11 protein-coding genes and 2 tRNA genes are annotated in these 18,809 nt (G+C 56.4%); 5 read left to right on the plus strand and 8 right to left on the minus strand.

Annotated features, from left to right (window positions below; all coding sequences use genetic code 11):
• Positions 1 to 84 precede the first annotated feature (84 nt).
• A complete protein-coding gene (locus IPJ96_12055) occupies positions 85 to 2,940 on the minus strand; it encodes a histidine kinase (GenBank protein MBK7911063.1) in 2,856 nt (951 codons plus the stop codon).
• 343 nt (positions 2,941 to 3,283) lie between these two features.
• On the opposite strand from IPJ96_12055, the gene IPJ96_12060 reads away from it, so the two are divergent.
• Positions 3,284 to 5,365, plus strand: coding sequence for a T9SS type A sorting domain-containing protein (locus IPJ96_12060; GenBank protein MBK7911064.1), 2,082 nt, complete (start codon positions 3,284 to 3,286; stop codon positions 5,363 to 5,365).
• A gap of 140 nt (positions 5,366 to 5,505) precedes the next feature.
• Complete coding sequence (locus IPJ96_12065) at positions 5,506 to 6,822, plus strand: MFS transporter (GenBank protein ID MBK7911065.1); 1,317 nt, start codon at positions 5,506 to 5,508, stop codon at positions 6,820 to 6,822.
• Between the two features lie 109 nt (positions 6,823 to 6,931).
• Here the strand turns inward: IPJ96_12065 and IPJ96_12070 are convergent.
• The 4 genes from IPJ96_12070 to mutS all read right to left on the minus strand — a co-directional run bounded on the left by IPJ96_12070 (position 6,932) and on the right by mutS (position 11,550).
• Positions 6,932 to 7,016, minus strand: a tRNA-Leu gene (locus tag IPJ96_12070).
• Positions 7,017 to 7,227: 211 nt separating this feature from the next.
• Positions 7,228 to 7,303 (minus strand) — tRNA-Gly (locus IPJ96_12075).
• Between the two features lie 117 nt (positions 7,304 to 7,420).
• On the minus strand, positions 7,421 to 8,935 hold the full coding sequence (locus IPJ96_12080) for a DNRLRE domain-containing protein (protein MBK7911066.1): 1,515 nt from the start codon (positions 8,933 to 8,935) through the stop codon (positions 7,421 to 7,423).
• Between the two features lie 53 nt (positions 8,936 to 8,988).
• Positions 8,989 to 11,550, minus strand: coding sequence for a DNA mismatch repair protein MutS (gene mutS / locus IPJ96_12085; protein ID MBK7911067.1), 2,562 nt, complete (start codon positions 11,548 to 11,550; stop codon positions 8,989 to 8,991).
• 80 nt (positions 11,551 to 11,630) lie between these two features.
• On the opposite strand from mutS, the gene IPJ96_12090 reads away from it, so the two are divergent.
• The gene (locus IPJ96_12090) at positions 11,631 to 12,170 is read left to right on the plus strand and encodes an RNA methyltransferase (protein ID MBK7911068.1); all 540 of its coding nucleotides are present in this window, start codon (positions 11,631 to 11,633) and stop codon (positions 12,168 to 12,170) included.
• A 179-nt stretch (positions 12,171 to 12,349) separates the two neighbouring features.
• Here IPJ96_12090 and IPJ96_12095 read toward each other — a convergent pair whose 3' ends face one another.
• The 3 genes from IPJ96_12095 to folK all read right to left on the minus strand — a co-directional run bounded on the left by IPJ96_12095 (position 12,350) and on the right by folK (position 15,087).
• Positions 12,350 to 13,828, minus strand: a complete 1,479-nt coding sequence (locus tag IPJ96_12095) for an OmpA family protein (GenBank protein ID MBK7911069.1) — start codon at positions 13,826 to 13,828, stop codon at positions 12,350 to 12,352.
• Positions 13,829 to 13,939: 111 nt separating this feature from the next.
• Positions 13,940 to 14,590, minus strand: coding sequence for a deoxynucleoside kinase (locus tag IPJ96_12100; protein MBK7911070.1), 651 nt, complete (start codon positions 14,588 to 14,590; stop codon positions 13,940 to 13,942).
• The gene (gene folK, locus IPJ96_12105; protein ID MBK7911071.1) at positions 14,587 to 15,087 is read right to left on the minus strand and encodes a 2-amino-4-hydroxy-6-hydroxymethyldihydropteridine diphosphokinase; all 501 of its coding nucleotides are present in this window, start codon (positions 15,085 to 15,087) and stop codon (positions 14,587 to 14,589) included. Before folK ends, IPJ96_12100 begins: the two co-directional genes overlap by 4 nt.
• A gap of 78 nt (positions 15,088 to 15,165) precedes the next feature.
• Here folK and sppA point away from each other — a divergent pair, with 78 nt between their 5' ends.
• Both sppA and IPJ96_12115 read left to right on the plus strand, forming a co-directional pair.
• Positions 15,166 to 16,938, plus strand: coding sequence for a signal peptide peptidase SppA (sppA, locus tag IPJ96_12110; protein MBK7911072.1), 1,773 nt, complete (start codon positions 15,166 to 15,168; stop codon positions 16,936 to 16,938).
• A gap of 8 nt (positions 16,939 to 16,946) precedes the next feature.
• Positions 16,947 to 18,599, plus strand: coding sequence for a DNA polymerase/3'-5' exonuclease PolX (locus IPJ96_12115; protein MBK7911073.1), 1,653 nt, complete (start codon positions 16,947 to 16,949; stop codon positions 18,597 to 18,599).
• Positions 18,600 to 18,809 lie beyond the last annotated feature (210 nt).

Raw genomic sequence — 18,809 nt, forward strand, 5'->3', positions numbered from 1 at the left:
GCACGCGAGATGAGGGACAAGGGGCGTGGGACGTGGGACGAAACAACACGCCCACCTGCCGAAGCTTTAGCGAAGGCAGGGAACTCAAAACCCAATCTCCACCCGCGTCCCCGGAAACTCCCCATCCCCCGGATTCAACTCCGAGTAGGTCGCCCGGATCTTCCGGTTAAAGGCTTTGTTGAAGGCCTCGATACGCGCGAAGGCGATACCGGTTCCGTGGGAGACATGCGCCGGATCACTGCTGCTACGATGCGCTTCCGCGGCCCGGCGTCCGACCCCGTTGTCTTCGATCAGGATGCGCAATCCGTCGCCAGCCGCTTCCAGCCGGATCACGATCTTCCCGTCTCCACCACGACGCGCAATACCATGCTTGATGGCATTCTCGACAAAAGGTTGCAAGAGCAGGGAGGGTAGCGTAAACTCCTGCACATCCACCACCGGATCCAGGTCCATCCTAAACTGAAAAGGCGAAGTAAACCGCTGCTGCTCCAGCTCCACATAAGAGCTGAGTGCTTTCAACTCTTCCTCCAGGCTTACCTCCTGCTCGTCCGAATGATCGAGGGTATAACGCACCAGGCGCGAGAACGAGGTGAGGTACTTCTCGGCGGAAGCCGTGTCTTTGTTCATCATATAACTCCGGATGGAGTTCATCACATTGAAGATGAAATGCGGGTTCATCTGCGCCCGCATGGCGGTCAGTTGCAAACTGGCTTGCTTCCGCTCCATCGCGTAACGCGCCCCGATCAGCTTCAATCTGCGTCGATACAGGAGGTAGATCAGGCTTACCAGGACCAATACCAGTAAAAGCCGGAACACGATCGTCTGCCACCAGGCCGGATGAATGTGAAACTCCGCTATCGCCGGTTGTTCACTGACGACTCCCGATGCATTGAAGGCCGTCACCGAAAACCGGTAAGCGCCCGGTCGTAAAGCCAGGAACTGCACTTCTCGTGATGTCGTGGTTCCGCTGACGGTATCGGTTCCGTTCGTCAACTGATACCGGTAACGAAGTTGTCCGCCACTCCGGAAGGAGACGGCATTGAACCGGACCTGGATGGTATTCTCGTCGTGTGCGAGACGAATTCGGCGCTCCGAAGAAATACCACGCTCATTCACGCTCATACCCGTGATCGAGATCGGCGGCGGTACGGCGTTGAGAAAACTGGTGGCACAGGCCAGCACCGAGATTCCGCCTGGACCGGCCGCATACAGCGTATCCCGCAACACCAGCAGATCATTCACTTCATCGCTGATCAGGCCGAACTCGGGGAGAATATTTCCGACCGACACCACTTGCCGCTTGCGCTCGTTGAAATCGATCCTGCCGACGCCCTTGTTGGTCCCGCACCACAACCGGTAACCGTCCACGCAGATCCGGTGGACCATATCGCTGAGCAAACCCTCCGCTTCTCCGATCACTTCCTGGCTGCCGTCCGGCTTTCGCCACAATACACCACGCCCTTTGGTGGCGACCAACAACTGATCGCCCATCCATTGCAGGTCTTCCACCCGTATGCCCACCAGGGAGGAGTCGAAGACGGATTGCTCATGCGTGCTCCGGTTGAATTTGAAAACACCCTGGTTCGTCCCCAGCAACAGATATCCCGGCGGACCTTCCGCAAGGCAATTGATCCGGTATTTCAATTCGCAGGTCACCACCAGCGAATCTCCTTTCACTTCATGCAGCGAAGCCGAGCCGGCACAGTAGATCGTCCCGTCAGCGCAACGGAGATAATTCGACTTCGTCCCCATCAAGCCCGGCGTCAGGAAAAAACGCTCGCGCGAATCCCGGATATACGACGGCCGGGCCCGGCTGATGAACACCCGATCATCGCCCGCGAAAGCGGACAACCAGCCGATCGGACGCTCTTGCGACAGCGGCTCCGAAGCAACCAGCACCTCGGGACGCCCGCCGGTATATCGGATCACCGCGCCGCTCCAGTCGGCGACGACCAGCCTTCCTTGGTCGTCCACCGTCATGCGCATCGGGCGCGGCAACATGCCGTCGGGATACGACAAACGGTTCACACCGTAACCGGGTGTATAATAAACCCCGTTCACCAGACTCGAGAACCAATACCCGCCTTCATGGTCCTCCGCGATGCAGGTGATATGGTCGCCCTGCAGATACCAGTCGGGTAGCGCGCTCATCGCCTTTTCGGAAAAACGGTACACGCCGTCTTCCGTACCTACCCAGATGTTTCCATGACGGTCCTGCATCAGGGTCAGTACATTCGCGTTGAATCGGAACAACTGCTCAATTTGTCCCGCCCGCTGTTCAAAAAGCTCCTTCCCCACACTGAAGAACAAGCGCGTGCTATCCGGTTGTAACAACCGGAAACGGTTGGAGAACTTCCCTTCGATCTTCAATTCGACGGGTCGTGCTTCTGCATAGGAGATCAGTCGCTGATCCGATTCGTAAACACCATTATAAAAGATAAGCGGATAACATACGCCCTCCCCGGTGCGCTCTATCACATACCGGTAAGGCGATCGCGTACCGTTTCGGGTACCTTCCGTGAGCTTACCGTCACGACTTACATGAAAACTGCCGGAGCCCTGCACGTTCAACCGCACCCCGCCCGCCGCATCCACCTGCAGATCGGTCGGCACATACTTGCGCGTTCGATCCGTCAGGACCTTGTTATGCGGGAACGGACGAATACTGTCTTCCTCCAGATAGAAAACACTCCCGGAATAAGTCAGCACCCAGATGCGACCACCAGCATCTTCCTCGATCCGAAACACCGTATTGTCGGTCAGTCCCTGCCGGGTCGAATAGGTACGAAAAGTGGTTCCGTCGTACGAGCAGAGACCATGGTCGGTCCCCAGCCAAAGCACACCCTGACGGTCCTGCTTCATCACATACACCTCGCTCGTCGGCAAACCGTCGGCCGTGGTAAACCGCCGGTAATTCGGCTCCCCGGCCTGTACCCGCATGCACAGCGCTATCAGGACGATTGACAGAAAACCAGCCGACAAACTCTTCCGGAACATAGACCCCTGGCGCCCTCAGGCGCTAGTTCAAGTTAACGAATCCTCCGAGGGCAGACAAGTCCTAAAAGGCTCGAAATACGTCCGCAAACAATGATTAGAAGCGGATCTGGCAAGCCCGATCACCCGCGGTCCTGCTCTCGGCTCCCTGCGGTCGCCTCCATCAGGGCTAACTTGCAGCTTGCCGGCTATCGATTGGCTGCCATTCGCCAAATAAAATGTCAGCAGACTGGTTTTTCCGAAAGGGTCTTGGAAAAAGGCATTAGCTTTATTGCCCTAACCCTTCTTCATGATGCGCTACTTCATTCTCCTCGCAGGCTTGTTTCTGTTCACCATCACTCAGAGCATCGCCCAGCGGGAAGCCAACATCTGGTACTTCGGCGCCAACGCCGGACTCGACTTCAACTCCGGCGCTCCGGTGCCGTTAACCAATGGTCAAGTCAATACGGCCGAAGGCTGCTCCGCCATCAGCGATTCTGCCGGCAACCTGCTGTTCTATACCGACGGTCTCTGGGTTTATAACCGCAACCACACGTCCATGCCCAACGGCTTCGGTCTCCTGGGCAGCAACACGTCCAACCAAAGCGCGCTCATCATCCGCCAGCCCGGCTCCTTCACGACCTACTACATCTTCACCGTCGACGGCGGTAACGGCCCCGGCGGACTCTGCTACTCGGTCGTCGACATGACGGCACAGGGCAGACTCGGTGATGTGACCTCCAAAAATGTAAACCTCTACACGCCCACCACCGAAAAGCTGGCTGCCGTCAAGCATGCCAACGGGGTCGACTTCTGGATCCTCTCGCACGAATCCACGACCAACAACTTCCAGGTGTATCTGCTCACCGCTGCCGGCGTCAACACTACGCCGGTCATCTCCTCCGTAGGAACCGTCTTTACCAACTTCGCCGATTTCAATGGAGCCCTCAAAGTAAGCCCCAGCCATACCAAAGTCGGCATGGCCGTCTGGGGCAGCGACTACGCCGAACTCTTCGATTTCAACCCCGGCACGGGCGTCCTCTCTAACCCGATCACGCTTCCTTCCATCACGACCTGGCCGTATGGTCTGGCGTTCTCCCCGAGCGGACAACGCCTCTACATCAGCACCGAAGGCTCCAACGAACTCAGCCAGTGGGACCTCAGCTCGAACAACGCGGCTACCATCAACGCCAGCCGCACGCTCATCGCGAACATCACCACCATGGGCACACTCGGAGCGCTGCAACTCGCACCCGACGGCAAGATCTACCTCGCCGGTAACTCCACCGCCGATCTCTGTGTCATCAACAACCCCGACGCCCTCGGTGCCGCTTGTAACCTCTCCATTAATTCCGTGAACCTCGGAGGCCGTTTCTCCTACTGGGGACTGCCCAACTTCTGCACCGACTACATCAACTTCCTCACCATCCTCGCGAACGGCAATTGCTTCGGCGATTCCACCTACTTCTCCCTCGCCGATACGGCCGGTCTCATCAGCGTGTCCTGGAACTTCCGGGACTCCATCACCGGCGCGAACAATTTCAGCACCAGCTTCACTCCGGCGCACGTGTTCAGCCTGGCCTCCAACTTCACCGTCATGGTGACGGCCACCTATACCACCGGTACCTTTACCGGTTACCTCACGGTCTCCATCGTGCAGTGCAGCTCGGTCGTAGCCGGCTTCCAGGCAGATACGACCCTCTGCGTCGGCTCCTGTACCGACTTCACCAACCAATCCGTCAATGGCCTCACCTACACCTGGAGTTTCCCCGGTGCAGCCACGACAACCAGTACCGATACTGACCCGACCGGCATCTGCTACAACCTCGCAGGCACGTACGACGTCAGCCTCATCGCCCACAACGGCCTGCAGTCCGATACGCTGACCCTACCGGGCTACATCCACGTGTACGCGCCGCCGACCGCGCCTATCCTCATCAACCAGAACGATACGCTCTACCTCACACAGGACTACGACAGCTATCAGTGGTACTTCATGGGCGCGCCGATCGTCGGGGCCACCGACTCGTTCTTCGTCGTGACGCAGGACGGCCTCTACAGTGTACAACTGACCGACGCGAACGGCTGTATCTTCTTCAGCCGTACTTCCGACATTGCCGTTGGCACCAGCGAGATCGAAGGGATCCACGGAGGTCTGCAGGTATTCGCGAACGAATCGGAACTCATCATTCGCTACCAGACCGATCGTACCCTTGAACTGACATTTTCCATCTACGACGCCGCCGGCCGTCTCGTCCACACCTCGCGGGAACAATCCCAGGCAGGCGCCAATACCCTACGTCTGCAAGGACTACAACTGGCGAAAGGACTCTACGTCCTGCACGTCAGCGACGGGAAAAACATACTGGTACAGAAATTCGCGGAGCGATGAACGTTGAAGGTTGCAGGTTGAAAGTTGAAAGTTGAAGGTTAATACCCCAAATCCATCCAACCCAATCACGAATTACCAATCACCAATCACTAGTTTCTAGTTTTTAGTTACTAGTTACTAGTTACCAATTACTCCCCCCCATGCTCCCCGCCACCCTCGGCCTCCGACAAAACCTTCGTCAGTTCATCCTGCTGGTGATTGTCAATGCGTTTGTTGGCGGCATGATCGGCCTGGAGCGATCCATTTTACCACTCATTGCGGAGCAGGAATTTCACTTAGCAGCCACCAGCGCGGTGCTTTCCTTTATCGTCGTATTCGGTATCGTGAAAGCGATCACCAATTACTTCACCGGAACACTGGCCAATCGCTTCGGTCGGCGGAAGCTGCTGATCACCGGTTGGATCATCGCGATCCCCGTCCCGTTCTTGCTGATGTCCGCGGATCAATGGACTTGGATCGTGGTCGCGAATATCCTGTTGGGATTGAACCAGGGACTGGCATGGTCCGCGACGGTGGTCATGAAGATCGATCTCGTGGGTGAACGGCAACGCGGGTTTGCGATGGGCCTGAACGAGTTTGCCGGTTATCTCGCGGTTGCCCTCGTAGCTTTTCTGACCGGTTACATAGCCAGTCACTATGGGATTCGTCCATACCCGTTTTACATCGGCATTCTGCTCGTGGTGTTAGGCTTGCTGTTCAGCATCTTTCTGGTTCGTGACACCCGTAAGCATGTGGAACTGGAAGCGAAGGATCATCCGGTACCCCGCCTGCGAAAAGTGTTTTGGGATACAACGATCTGGGATCGAAACCTGGGCTCGGTCACGCAAGCAGGTTTGGTCAACAACCTCAACGACGGGATGGCCTGGGGACTCCTGCCAATCCTGCTTGCAAGCAAAGGCTTCGGCATCGCCGCCATTGGCACGATCACGGCGATCTACCCTGCCGTTTGGGGCATCGCGCAATTGTTTACCGGAAAAATGTCGGATCGGTTTTGTAAGAAGAGTATGCTGTACTGGGGTATGTTCAGTCAGGGAATTGCGCTGCTATTGCTGGTCTTGGCAGACACCTTTTTTCAGTACATCTTGCTTTCAATAGTACTCGGCTTGGGAACCGCCCTCGTCTACCCCACCTTTCTCGCAACAGTCGCGGAGAATACCCACCCACTGGACCGAGCCGAAAGCCTTGGCGTATTCCGGCTTTGGCGCGACATGGGTTACGCGATCGGAGCCTTACTGACCGGTCTGATCGCTGATCAATTCGGCATCAACGCTTCCATCACGGTGATCGGAATTCTCACCCTGATTTCAGCACTTGTGATCGAATACCGCATGCGTTGTCGCACCGAAGCACCCCGCCTCACCGACTGGCTTCTGAATAGGAAAAAGAAATCCTGCAGAAAAGCTCCGGCAAACAATTACACATCGTCGGAAACACTGGCCGGGTTCAGCCTTGAATAGACTGGAAAATTGGAATGTCAGAAACTGGTAACTAGTAATTACTAATTAGTAACTGAAACCTGAATTCGAACCACTAATTACTAATTTCTAGTTACCAATTCCCCCTCCGTACCCGAGGCGGGAATCGAACCCGCACGGCCGCAATGGCCAAGGGATTTTAAGTCCCTCGTGTCTACCAGTTTCACCACCCGGGCATCTTACGTTGGAACGTTTGAACGTTAAAACGTTGTAACGTTGAACGTTGAACGTTGCAGGTTGAAAGTTAACACCCCAAATCCATCCAACCCAATAACCAATCACTAATCACGAATCACTAGTTTCTAGATTTTAGTTACCAGTTACCAGTTTCTACTTCCCAGTTCCCCCCTTCCCAAAAAAAAATCCCCCGTTACCGGAGGACTTTTTTGGAGCGGAAGACCGGGCTCGAACCGGCCACCCTCACCTTGGCAAGGTGATGCTCTACCAAATGAGCTACTTCCGCTTAAGTTCGCTTCCCGCCCGTGGCGTTGAAGCGAGGACAAAAGTACTGCTTTTTTTATTAGAAATCAACGTCTGAGGAGAAAAAAACGCCTTTTTTCGCAAAAAAACTGACTGATTTTCAACGCTTAATCACAGGAAGACTTTTCACCGCTCCTGCGCACTGGATACGTAACATATAAACGCCCGAAGACAGGTCGGTCAGGTCAAGTTCAGCATATCCGGTTTGTGTGGTTATACCGAGGTTTCGGATTACCTGCCCCTGCAGGGTCAGCAGTTGGAGTACGGCGTCGGAATAGACAGTAGGGTCATAACTAAGTTGAGCACGATCACCGACCGGATTCGGGAATACCCTCGGCTCCGTTGCGTTGGAATTCATCGGCTGGAGTCCGTTCGTTATGGAATAGCAAATCTCCAGCTTGGGATATCGGGATGGGTCTGCAGCATCGCTCGACGTGAACACGAGGCTACTGTAATAGTGCTCGTCCAACAAGGCAAATTCAAATCCGTAGCTGGACTGCGAATTTTGTATCATATCCTGCACAAGCTGTGTTACGTCCATGTTCAGGTAATCGTCGTATGGACCGATCGAGGGGGGAAGCACCACTTCGTTGACAAACGTAAACGTCGGTTGTGTAAACCAGATCACCGAATCCTCCCGCCAGGGAGAAGTGATCCGCCTGATCACGCCCGCATTCGGCCAGGAAAAAGAGGAATGTTGTCCGCCCGCGTAGGCGGTTCCCGGATTGCTGTAGAGCGACAAACCCGCCGATACAACAGCTGCATTCGTCGGTATCACATCGATATCGAAGTTCAGTAAAGACCTGCCGGTGTCCGGTATACCGGAATTCGTCCAGGCATGCGCGCCGATGCAATCCGCGCTTCCGTAATTGGTCGTGCCATTCGAAAAACCCGGTGCGTTCCAGACAAGGGCGTCGATGCCACACTCATTCATGGCCTGCAGGCGAAAGCAACCCGATGCCGGGATCTGATAAATGATCAAGAGGGACGGCCGCATGGAAGGATTGACATCATCACTGCTGGCAAAGGTGAGGGCGCGATAGTAGGTTTCATCTTCCAGACTCAGCATGAAACCGAAAGAAGAATCCGGATCGTTCACCATATCCTGTACCAAAGCGGTGACATCGATACTTTGGTAATTGGAATGTGGTCCTGCGGTCGCGGGTACAATCACTTCGTGGAGAGCGGTCGTGCTCGGCTGTGTAAACCATTTTACCAGGTGTTCATTCCAGGGCGAGATGACACGCCGGATCCGACCCGTGTTAGGACCCGATAAGGATGCATGACTTCCGTAACAATAAGCAAGAGAAGAATCGTTGTAGAGGGAAAGGTAAGCCGAGGTGATCAGGGCTCCAACCGGTATCTGATCCAGTTCGAACTCGATCAAAGACCGGCCCGTGTCCGGAATCCCGGTATTGGTCCAGGCATGCGCCCCGATGGAGGGATCGTCGCCGTAGTTAATGTTCGCGTTATTGAAACCGGGCGCATTCCAGACCAGGGCATCCTTGCCGCAATCAGGTCCGGGCCGGAGGAACACTTCGCCTCCACCGCCCTGCCCGTAGGACAGAAAAGGTGATATAGCCAGGAAGTATAGGAAACAGTAGATGAAACGCATGTGGTGAACTATACTGGAAAGGTACTGTTTTCCAGCCAACTGCGTACTGTGGCTCACCCCCCGATCAGCTTCTTGATCTCATTCAGCTTGTTCAGCGCCTGTACGGGAGTCAGATGGTCGAGGTCGGTGGAGCGGATTTCTTCACGAATCTGCTCCAACACCGGATCGTCGAGCTGGAAAAAGCTGAGCTGCACGTTCTCGTCCTTTCCGACTTTCGCTCCGCTCCTGCCCCGGCTGTCTTCCAGTTGTTTCAGGATCTCGCCGGCACGTTGAACCACTTTCACCGGAATACCGGCGAGCTTGGCGACGTGAATGCCGAAGCTGTGCTCACTGCCACCCGGGACGAGCTTTCGCAGAAACAATACCTGCTGACCGGTTTCCTTCACGGCTACATGGAAATTCCGGATGCGCGGCAACGTGGCCGCCATCTCGTTCAACTCGTGATAGTGTGTGGCGAAGAGGGTCTTGGCCCGTACGCTCGGATGTTCGTGCAGGAATTCCGCGATCGCCCAGGCGATGCTGATACCGTCGTACGTTGCGGTGCCGCGACCGATCTCGTCGAGCAACAACAGACTACGGTCGGAGAGGTTGTGCAGGATGCTCGCCGTTTCGTTCATCTCCACCATGAAGGTGGATTCGCCGCTCGAGATGTTATCGCTCGCGCCTACGCGCGTGAAGATCTTATCGACGATGCCCACACTGGCACCCGCGGCGGGCACAAACGAACCGATCTGCGCCAGCAGGGTGATCAAGGCGGCCTGCCGCAGCAGCGCCGACTTACCCGACATGTTCGGGCCGGTGATCATCAGGATCTGCTGGTTGTCGGGGTCGAGGTAAATATCGTTCGCGACGAACTGCTCACCCGGCGGCAATTGACGCTCGATCACCGGATGGCGGCCACCTTTGATGTCGAGTATCCGGCTGTCGTTCACCTCCGGTCGGGTGTACTCCCACTTTGTCGCGACGGCCGCGAACGACTGCAAGACGTCCAGCCGCGCCAGCAGCGAAGCATTGAGTTGCACCGGCGCGATATACTCGGCGATGGCCTGCACCAGCTCGGCGAAAAGCCGCGTCTCCAGCGCGAGGATCTTCTCCTCCGCGCCGAGGATCTTCTCTTCGTATTCCTTCAGTTCCGCCGTGATGTAACGCTCGGCGTTCGTCAGGGTCTGCTTGCGCGTCCACTCGGCGGGAACTTTGTCTTTGTGCGTATGCGTGACTTCGATGTAATAACCGAAGACGTTGTTGAAACCGACTTTCAGCGAGGTGATACCCGTCCGTTCAGCCTCTCGTTGCTGCACCTTGAGCAGGTAGTCCTTGCCGTTGAACGCGATCTCGCGCAACTGGTCGAGCTCCGGCGAAACGCCCTCGCGGATCACACCACCCTTGTTCACCAGCGCAGGCGGATCGGCATGCAACTCGAGTGAAATGCGGTCGCGGATGATCCGGCACGGATTCAATTGGTCGGCAATCGTGCGGATCGCGGAATTGTCGGTGCGCAGGCAGGCTTCGCGGATCTGCTCCACCAGCTCGAGGCTGCGCTGCAACTGTTGCACGTCGCGCGGCGTAGCCTTGCCGAGCGATACCCGGCTGATGAGACGCTCCAGGTCGCCGACCTGCCGGAGCTGACCGGACAGTATCCCGGAAAACTCCGGGTGGTGCAGAAAGTAGTGGACCGCTTCCTGACGTTCCTGGATGGCGGCTACGTCTTTCAGCGGTAACAGGATCCAACGCTTGAGCAGTCGCCCGCCCATGGGGGTCAGCGTTTCGTCGAGTACGTCGAGCAGGGTAACGGCTTTCTCGTTCGACGATCCCACCAGTTCCAGGTTCCGCACCGTGAACTTGTCGAGCCAGACATACCGGTCTTCTTCGATCCGGGAGATGCCGGCGATGTGCCGCAACTGGTCCTGCCGTGTATCGGACGCGTAGTGAAAAGCCGCACCGGCGGCGATCACCGCGAAGGCCAGATCTTCCACGCCGAAGCCTTTCAGCGAAAGGGTACCGAAATGCTTCAGCAACACTTCACGGGCATAGTCGGGTTGGTACACCCATTCGTCGACCGCGTACTGGTAAAAGCGGTTGCCGAGTTGCTCCTGTAATTCTTTGCGGTGCTGCCGGGAAAAGATGACCTCACTCGGCTGGAAATTCTGCAAGAGCTTGTCGATGTACTCGCGCTTGCCTTCGGCGACCAGAAACTCGCCGGTGGAAATATCCAGGAACGCGACGCCCCACACCTTTCCGTCAGTATGTACGCTCGCGAGGAAGTTGTTCTTTTTGTGCTCGAGGATCTTGTCGTTGTACGAAACGCCCGGCGTCACGAATTCCGTCACGCCGCGCTTGACGATCTTCTTCGTCAGCTTCGGGTCTTCCAACTGGTCGCAGATGGCCACGCGCATGCCGGCACGGACCAACTTCGGCAGGTAGGTATCGAGGGAATGATGCGGAAAGCCGGCCAGCTCCACAAAGGAGGCCGCGCCATTTGCGCGCCGCGTCAGGACGATACCGAGGATGCCGGCCGCCTTGACGGCGTCCTCTCCGAAGGTCTCGTAAAAGTCCCCGACCCGGAACAACAGCAGCGCGTCCGGATACTTCGCCTTGATGGCGTAATACTGCTTCATCAAGGGGGTTTCGACTACCCCCGCTTTGGTTTCCTCCCGGATCACGATATTCGCTTCAAAATCCGTTAAAGATACCCAAATTGCGTAAGACCGCCAACGAAGAACTCGGCCGCCTGAGCCTTGAAGACTACCGGAAAGCCGGTAAAATACCGGTCGTGCTGGTACTCGACCAGGTCCGCTCCCTCCACAATGTCGGCTCCGCGTTCCGCACAGCCGACGCTTTCCGTTGCGCGGGTATCTGCCTCTGCGGCATCACCGCCACCCCGCCGAACCGCGAGATCCACAAGACCGCTCTCGGCGCCGAAGAGTCGGTCGACTGGAAACACTTTACCGACACCCCAGCCGCGCTGCTAGAATTGAAGCAACAAGGCTACACCATCTTAGCCATCGAACAAACCTCTTCCAGCGTTCCGCTCCAGAATTTCCTGGCACCGCCCGACCAAAAGCTGGCGCTCGTCTTCGGCCACGAGCTCGACGGCGTCAGCAACGAAGCCCTCTCGCTCTGCGACTCCGCCATCGAAGTTCCTCAGCACGGCACCAAGCACTCGCTGAATGTGGCGGTTTGCGTGGGGGTGGTGTTGTGGGAGCTGGCAGGCCGTCGACTACCGAAGTATGGGTAGTTCCCAACTCACTGCTCACTCCCACTGTTTCTTACACTGTTTCTCCACTGCTCACTCACACTGTTTCTCACACTGTTTCTCTTTGATTAGTGTAAGTGTAAGAAACAGTGTAAGTGAACAGTGTAAAAAAAGCCCCGTTGAATCACCAACGGGGCTTGAAACTATATCGTAGTTCCACTTTACTCCGGCAACACCCGGAAATCAACCCTCCGGTTCATCCGGTGTTCCTGGGTGATCGGGGAGTTCTTGCCAAGGGAAACGGTCTGGAGGCGGGCTGCGTCGATGCCGTAGCGGTCGACGAGGTGCTTCTTCACGTTCTCGGCACGGCGCAGGCCGAGCTTGATGTTGTAATCCACGTTCGCGCGGATGTCGCAGTTACCATTCAGTTCGAACTTGAGATCCGGATTGGCTTTCATCACCAGAGCGATGGATGCCAGTGTCTCGTGGTACTTCTTGTCGATGACGTCGCTGTTGAGTTCGAAGAAGATCGAAGGCAGGTAGCCGTTGGCGGCCATGACCGAAGATGCACCGCCGGCGCGTGAACCTGCAGGACCTGTCGGAATGGTGACGCCGGTATTGTTGACCAGCGTTCCTTTCGGCGTGTTCGGCTCTAGGTCGCGGGTGTCGCCAATGCCATCGCCGTCGGTATCGATCTCGCGACCGGCTGCGTCCACTTTCGCGCCCTTGGGCGAGAACGGTTCGGCATCCTGCGCATCCGGCACGCCGTCACCGTCGATATCCACCGAGGTACCGTCGCCGTACACTTTGTTGCCTTCCGGAGTAGCCGGCTCGCGGTCGAAGAGATCGGCAACACCGTCTTTGTCTTTATCACCCGACATCAGGTCGACACGATCCTTCATGTCGTACAGGTCGGCATAGACCGTTTGCAAGGGGTTCACCCACTCGATCGGCTTCTCTTTCGCTCCGAGGTGGTAGGTAAGTCCTACGTTGAAATAGGAATAGGCGTCGTCTTCCGAAAGCAGCTTATACCAGCCGTCGAGTTTGTCGAAGTTCGTCGTGCGGAGCGTGTACTCCAGGCTAAGCGAGAACGGACGGGCGATGCGGTACTTCACACCTACCCCGAACGGAATCGTCAGCTGCGTGGTGTTGGAGTAATCCATCGTATCGTACGGCTGCTGGTACTGGCTGTAAATACCGTTGAGGTACGTCTTGCCGTCGTCAAGTGAAACCTGCGGATCGACGTTCATGACGCCTACGCCCATGTAACCGTAGATGCCAAGGTTCGGGGTCTTCTTCAGGAACGCGATGTTTCCGATCTGGATCAGGGCGTTCAGCGAAATGTCGTAGTTGACCGTGGTCTCGTAGCGGTACGGCTTGTTATTGTCGATACCGGACAGCTTGGCGTGAATGAAGGAGGCTTGCAACGCGAACGAATGCGTGAAGAACTTCGTGACATTGAAACCGAAGCCGAGCTTGTTGATCACTTTGTCGTCCGTCAGATCGCTGGCGGCGATATCGGTATTCGGATAGGTGAATCCGATGTGCGCGCCGATGTCCCAGGTACGAAACTCGTTCGACCGCGGCATCTTGTCGCCTTTGATATCAACGCGGACACTGTCCTGCGTGATGCTGGTCTGCGCGGAAACGGTTCCGGCATACATGACCAGCCCGGCCAGTAGCGTGTAGAAAAATCTCATGGAATGATAGTTTATCGGGTCTGACTTATACCGCCTTACCCGTTACAAGGTTCGCAAATTTAGCAACTTCCCGGAATGGGACAAGGCGCAAATGCCCACCCAATGCGGTTTTCAGCCCTTTGGGAGTATTCGGTGCAGCCCCACCGGAAAGTCCTGCTGGAGAATCTCGAGGATGCGGTTGTAATCGTTCATATTATGCACAAAATCCACCTCATTCGTGTCTAAAACCACGATCCGCAAGCCTTCCTGCTGCTTGAAAAAGTCCCAGTAGCCCTTTTCCAGATTGCCCAGGTAATCGTCCTGGATGTTCTGTTCATAGTCGCGCCCGCGGTTCCGGATGTTCTCTTTCAGCTTGGGTACGTCCTTGTGCAGGTAGACCAACAGGTCCGGCTTGGGCAGGTGCGGGTTGATGATGTGGAAGAGTCGCTGGTACAACTGAAACTCGTCTTCTTTCAGCGTTATGCTGGCAAAGATCAACGACTTGCTCAACACATAGTCCGCTACGGTCTGCTGACGAAACAACTCCTGCGGCATCACTTCATCGTTCAGTTGCTGGTAACGGTCGGCCAGGAAACTCAGCTCGAGCGGAAAAGCGTAACGCGAGGAGTTCTCATAGAACTTCGGGAGAAACGGATTGTCGGCAAAACGCTCCAGCACGATGCGTGCCTGGAACTGCTCCGCGATGCGCGTGGCCAGCGAGGTCTTGCCTGTACCGATGTTTCCCTCAATGACCAGGTAGTCGTATTTCAGCCGTTCACTCATGGTTGCCCGGCTGCAAAGATGCGAACGGAAAGCGGATCATCTACCCTGTCCAGAAGTTCTTTCATACTCAGCTTCAGTTCCGGATGCACCAATGCCGGTGCGATCTCCACCAGTGGCGCGAGCGTGAACCGACGCAGGTGCAGTCGTGGATGCGGGACCTGGAGATCGTTGATTTTAAGAACCGAATCATTGAAGAATAACAGGTCCAGATCCACCGTACGTGGCTCCCACTGTTCCCGTCGTTCCCGCCCTAACAGGCGCTCGATCGTGTGCAACTGCTCCATCACGACCGTTGCCGAAAGCGGTGTCTCCAGCCGCAGGACCTGATTTAGAAACGCCGGCTGGTCGGTTTTACCCCAGGCCGCCGTCTCGTACAAGGAGGACACTCCTGTCAACTCCCCGACACGACGCGCCAATTCCTTTCGGGCTTTTTCAAGAAAAAGCTCCCGTTCGCCCAGGTTGGAACCGGTCAAAACATAAATGATGTTAAGATCCACACGCCAAACCTACTGCGATTCGTCTATCCTTCAAAATGAACCGCCGAATCGGCTAACTTTGTCAATCAATCCAATCGCATGAGAGATTTCTTCAAGTATTTCCTGGCATCGGTCCTTGGTTTCGTGGTCGGGACCATCGTCCTCTTCTTCCTCTTCCTCGGCATCGTCTCCCTGCTCGTCTCTTCCCTGCAGTCGGATACGGAAGTGACGGTACGGGATAAGTCGGTTGTCGAAATCCGACTCCAGTATCCCGTAAAAGAACGCAGCTCCAAGAACCCCTTCGAGTCGTTCGACTATGACGCGTTCGAAAGCCGACAGGAACTTGGTCTCCATGATATCCTGCGCAACATCGATAAAGCCCGTCGCGACGAACGGATAAAGGGCATTTTCCTCAACCTCAGCTCCCTCAGCATGGGTATCGCGACGCTCGACGAGATCCGTGGCGCGCTCAGCGAATTCCGCAAGAGCGGAAAGTTCATTTACGCTTATGCCGACTCCTATTCGCAAGGCGCCTACTACCTTGCTTCCGTTGCCAACACCGTTGCGGTCAATCCCGAAGGCGGCGTCGAACTGCGGGGCCTCCACACGGAACTGATGTTCTTTAAAGGAGCACTCGACAAGCTCGGCATCGAACCGGAAGTGATCCGGCACGGTAAATTCAAGAGCGCGATTGAACCGTTCACACTCGACAAGATGAGCCCCGAAAACAGGGAACAGATCAGCCGCCTGCTTGGCAGCGTCTGGAACACCTGGCTCGGGAATATTTCCGCTGATCGTAAACTCCCGAAGGAAGAACTTCAGGCCATCGCCGATCAGTACCGTAGCCGCAAGGCGAAGGACGCGCTTGACCTCCGCCTGATCGACAAGACCGCTTACTTCGACGAAGTAACCGATGACCTCCGCAAGCAATGCGGCCTTGAAGAGAAAGAGAAAGTACGCTACGTCGAATTGCAGAAATACAACAAGGCGTACGTAAAACCCGAAAAGGAATTTTCCAACCGCAAGATCGCCGTCGTCTATGCGGTCGGCGAGATCCGCTCCGGACAAGGCAGCGACGAAGTGATCGGTTCGGAGCGCATCAGCGAGGCCATTCGCAAAGCCCGCCTCGACACGACCGTCAAAGCCATCGTCCTGCGCGTGAATTCACCGGGTGGCAGCGCCCTTGCCTCCGAAGTGATCTGGCGCGAAGCCTTGCTGGCACGCAAAGCCAAACCGCTGGTGGTATCCATGGGTGACCTGGCGGCTTCCGGAGGCTACTATATCTCCTGTATCGCCGACACCATCGTCGCGCAAGCCAACACGCTTACAGGCTCCATCGGCGTGTTCGGACTGCTGTTCAACACCCAGAACATGTGGAAGGACAAACTCGGCATCACCTTCGACACCGTACGCACAGGCCGCTTTGCCGATATCGGCAGCCTCTCGCGTCCGCTGACCGCCGAAGAGCGCGCCATTTACCAGGAAGAAGTGGAACAGATCTACAACGTGTTCATCGGTCACGTGGCCGAAGGCCGGAACATGACCACCGCCGAGGTCGACAGCATCGGCCAGGGCCGCATCTGGTCAGGTACGGACGCGAAACAGATCGGGCTGGTCGATGTGATCGGCGGACTGGAAACTGCGAAATCCATTGCCGCGAAGATGGCCGGGCTCGACAACTACCGAACGGTCAACTATCCCGAGCAAAAGGAATTCCTGCAGAAGTTGATGGAAGACTTCTCCGCCGACGCGAAAGCCTACTTCGCCAAGGAAGAACTGGGCGAAAGCTATCGTTACTACGCGAAATTGCGCGAAGTCCTCAATAGCCAGGGCATTCAGGCACGCCTGCCGTACGAACTCTTCATCTACTGAATCGGCGCATGACGAACAAGGAGATCGCGCGCGCCTTCAAACTGGCCGGACAACTGCTCGAGCTGCACGACGAAAACCCGTTCAAGGTCCGCTCTTTTCAAAACGCGGCCTTCAAAGTGGAACGACTGCCGGAAGCGCTCGAAACCATGGACGCAGCCGCCATCGCCGGGATCGAAGGGATCGGGAAGAGCCTGCAAGCGCGCATCCTGGAACTGAATGAACGCGGTTCCTTCGACGAACTCGACGAACTGAAAAGCAAAACACCGGAAGGTATCCTCGAGATCCTTTCCATCAAAGGGCTGGGCCCAAAGAAGGTCCGCACACTCTGGCAGGAACTCGAGATCCAATCTGTCGGCGAACTGCTTTACGCTTGCCAGGAGAACCGGCTGGTTACCCTGAAAGGCTTTGGCGAGAAAACGCAGGAGCAGGTGCGTCACAGCATCGAGTACGCGCAATCCAACAAAGGCAAGTTCCTCTATGCGGTCATCGAGCCCCTTGCGCTTCAACTGCTCGCAGACTTGCGGCAAACTTCGGGTATCGGCTCCGCCGACTGGACCGGCACACTTCGCCGCGGTTGCGAGATCATCGAAACGGCGGAATTCGTAACAGTAGCCACAACTGAAAAGATCACCGCTTTTCTCGCCGACCATCCCCTGGTGGCAGGACAACCTGTTTCCACCGATGGAACGATGGTCCGCAGCTCACTGGCCGGAAGACTGCCGCTCGTGTTTCATTGCTGTTCCGAAAAAGCCTTCGGCAACACCCTGCTTCGCACGACAGGCGATGAAGCGCACCTGGCGCGTCTCAGCAGCGCGTTCAACTGGAACGCCTCACTCGAAGGTTCAGAGGTGGAGATCTATCGTACGATCGGTTACGCGTTTCCCGAACCTGAGCTACGCGAGGAGCTATGGGAAACACGCCAGCGACCCGATACGTCAAAGCTCATCACGGAAGCCGACCTGCGTGGCATCCTGCACAACCACTCCACCTGGTCCGACGGCACGCATTCGCTCGAAGTCATGGCACGCTATTGCCAGGAGCTCGGCTATGAATACCTCGGCATCTGCGACCACAGCCGCAGCGCATTTTATGCAAACGGCCTTTCGATCGAACGCGTGGCTGAGCAGCACAAAGAGATCGAAGCGCTCAACAAGAAACTCGCCCCGTTCCGGATCCTGAAAGGGATCGAGTCCGACATCCTCACCGACGGCTCGCTCGACTACCCGGATGAAATCCTCGACACCTTCGACCTGGTCGTCGCTTCTGTCCACTCGGTCCTGAAGATGGACGAAAATAAAGCCACCGCACGCCTCATCCGCGCCGTCGAACACCCGGCAACCACCATCCTCGGCCATCCGACCGGGCGCCTTCTCCTCTCCCGCCCCGGCTACCCGATCGACCACCGCAAAGTGATCGATGCCTGCGCCGCCAACGACGTGATCATCGAACTCAACGCGAATCCCTATCGCCTCGACATCGACTGGCGCTGGATCCCCTATGCACTCGACAAAGGCGTCATGATCTCCATCAACCCCGACGCCCACCGCAAAGAAGGCTACCACGACATGCACTTCGGCGTCCGCGCAGCAAGAAAAGGAGGACTCACGAAAGAGATGACGTTTAATGCGCTGTTACTGGTGGAGTTGGAGAAGCGGCTGTGATGTACAGCAAGTGGTAGGCAGTAGGCAGTAGGCAGTAGGCAGTAGGCAGTGGGCAGTGGGCAGTGAACAGTGAATAGTGAATAGTAAATCTCGCTACCTTGAGCGGTTAACTGTCCCTCGTCCCTCGTCCCTCGTCCCTCGTCCCTCGTCCCTCGTCCCTCGTCCCTCGTCCCTCGTCCCTCGCCCCTCGCCCCTCCGCCGAAGCGCGCA

This window comes from Bacteroidota bacterium (genome assembly GCA_016713765.1).
Lineage (GTDB): Bacteria > Bacteroidota > Bacteroidia > AKYH767-A > 2013-40CM-41-45 > Pollutiaquabacter > Pollutiaquabacter aromativorans.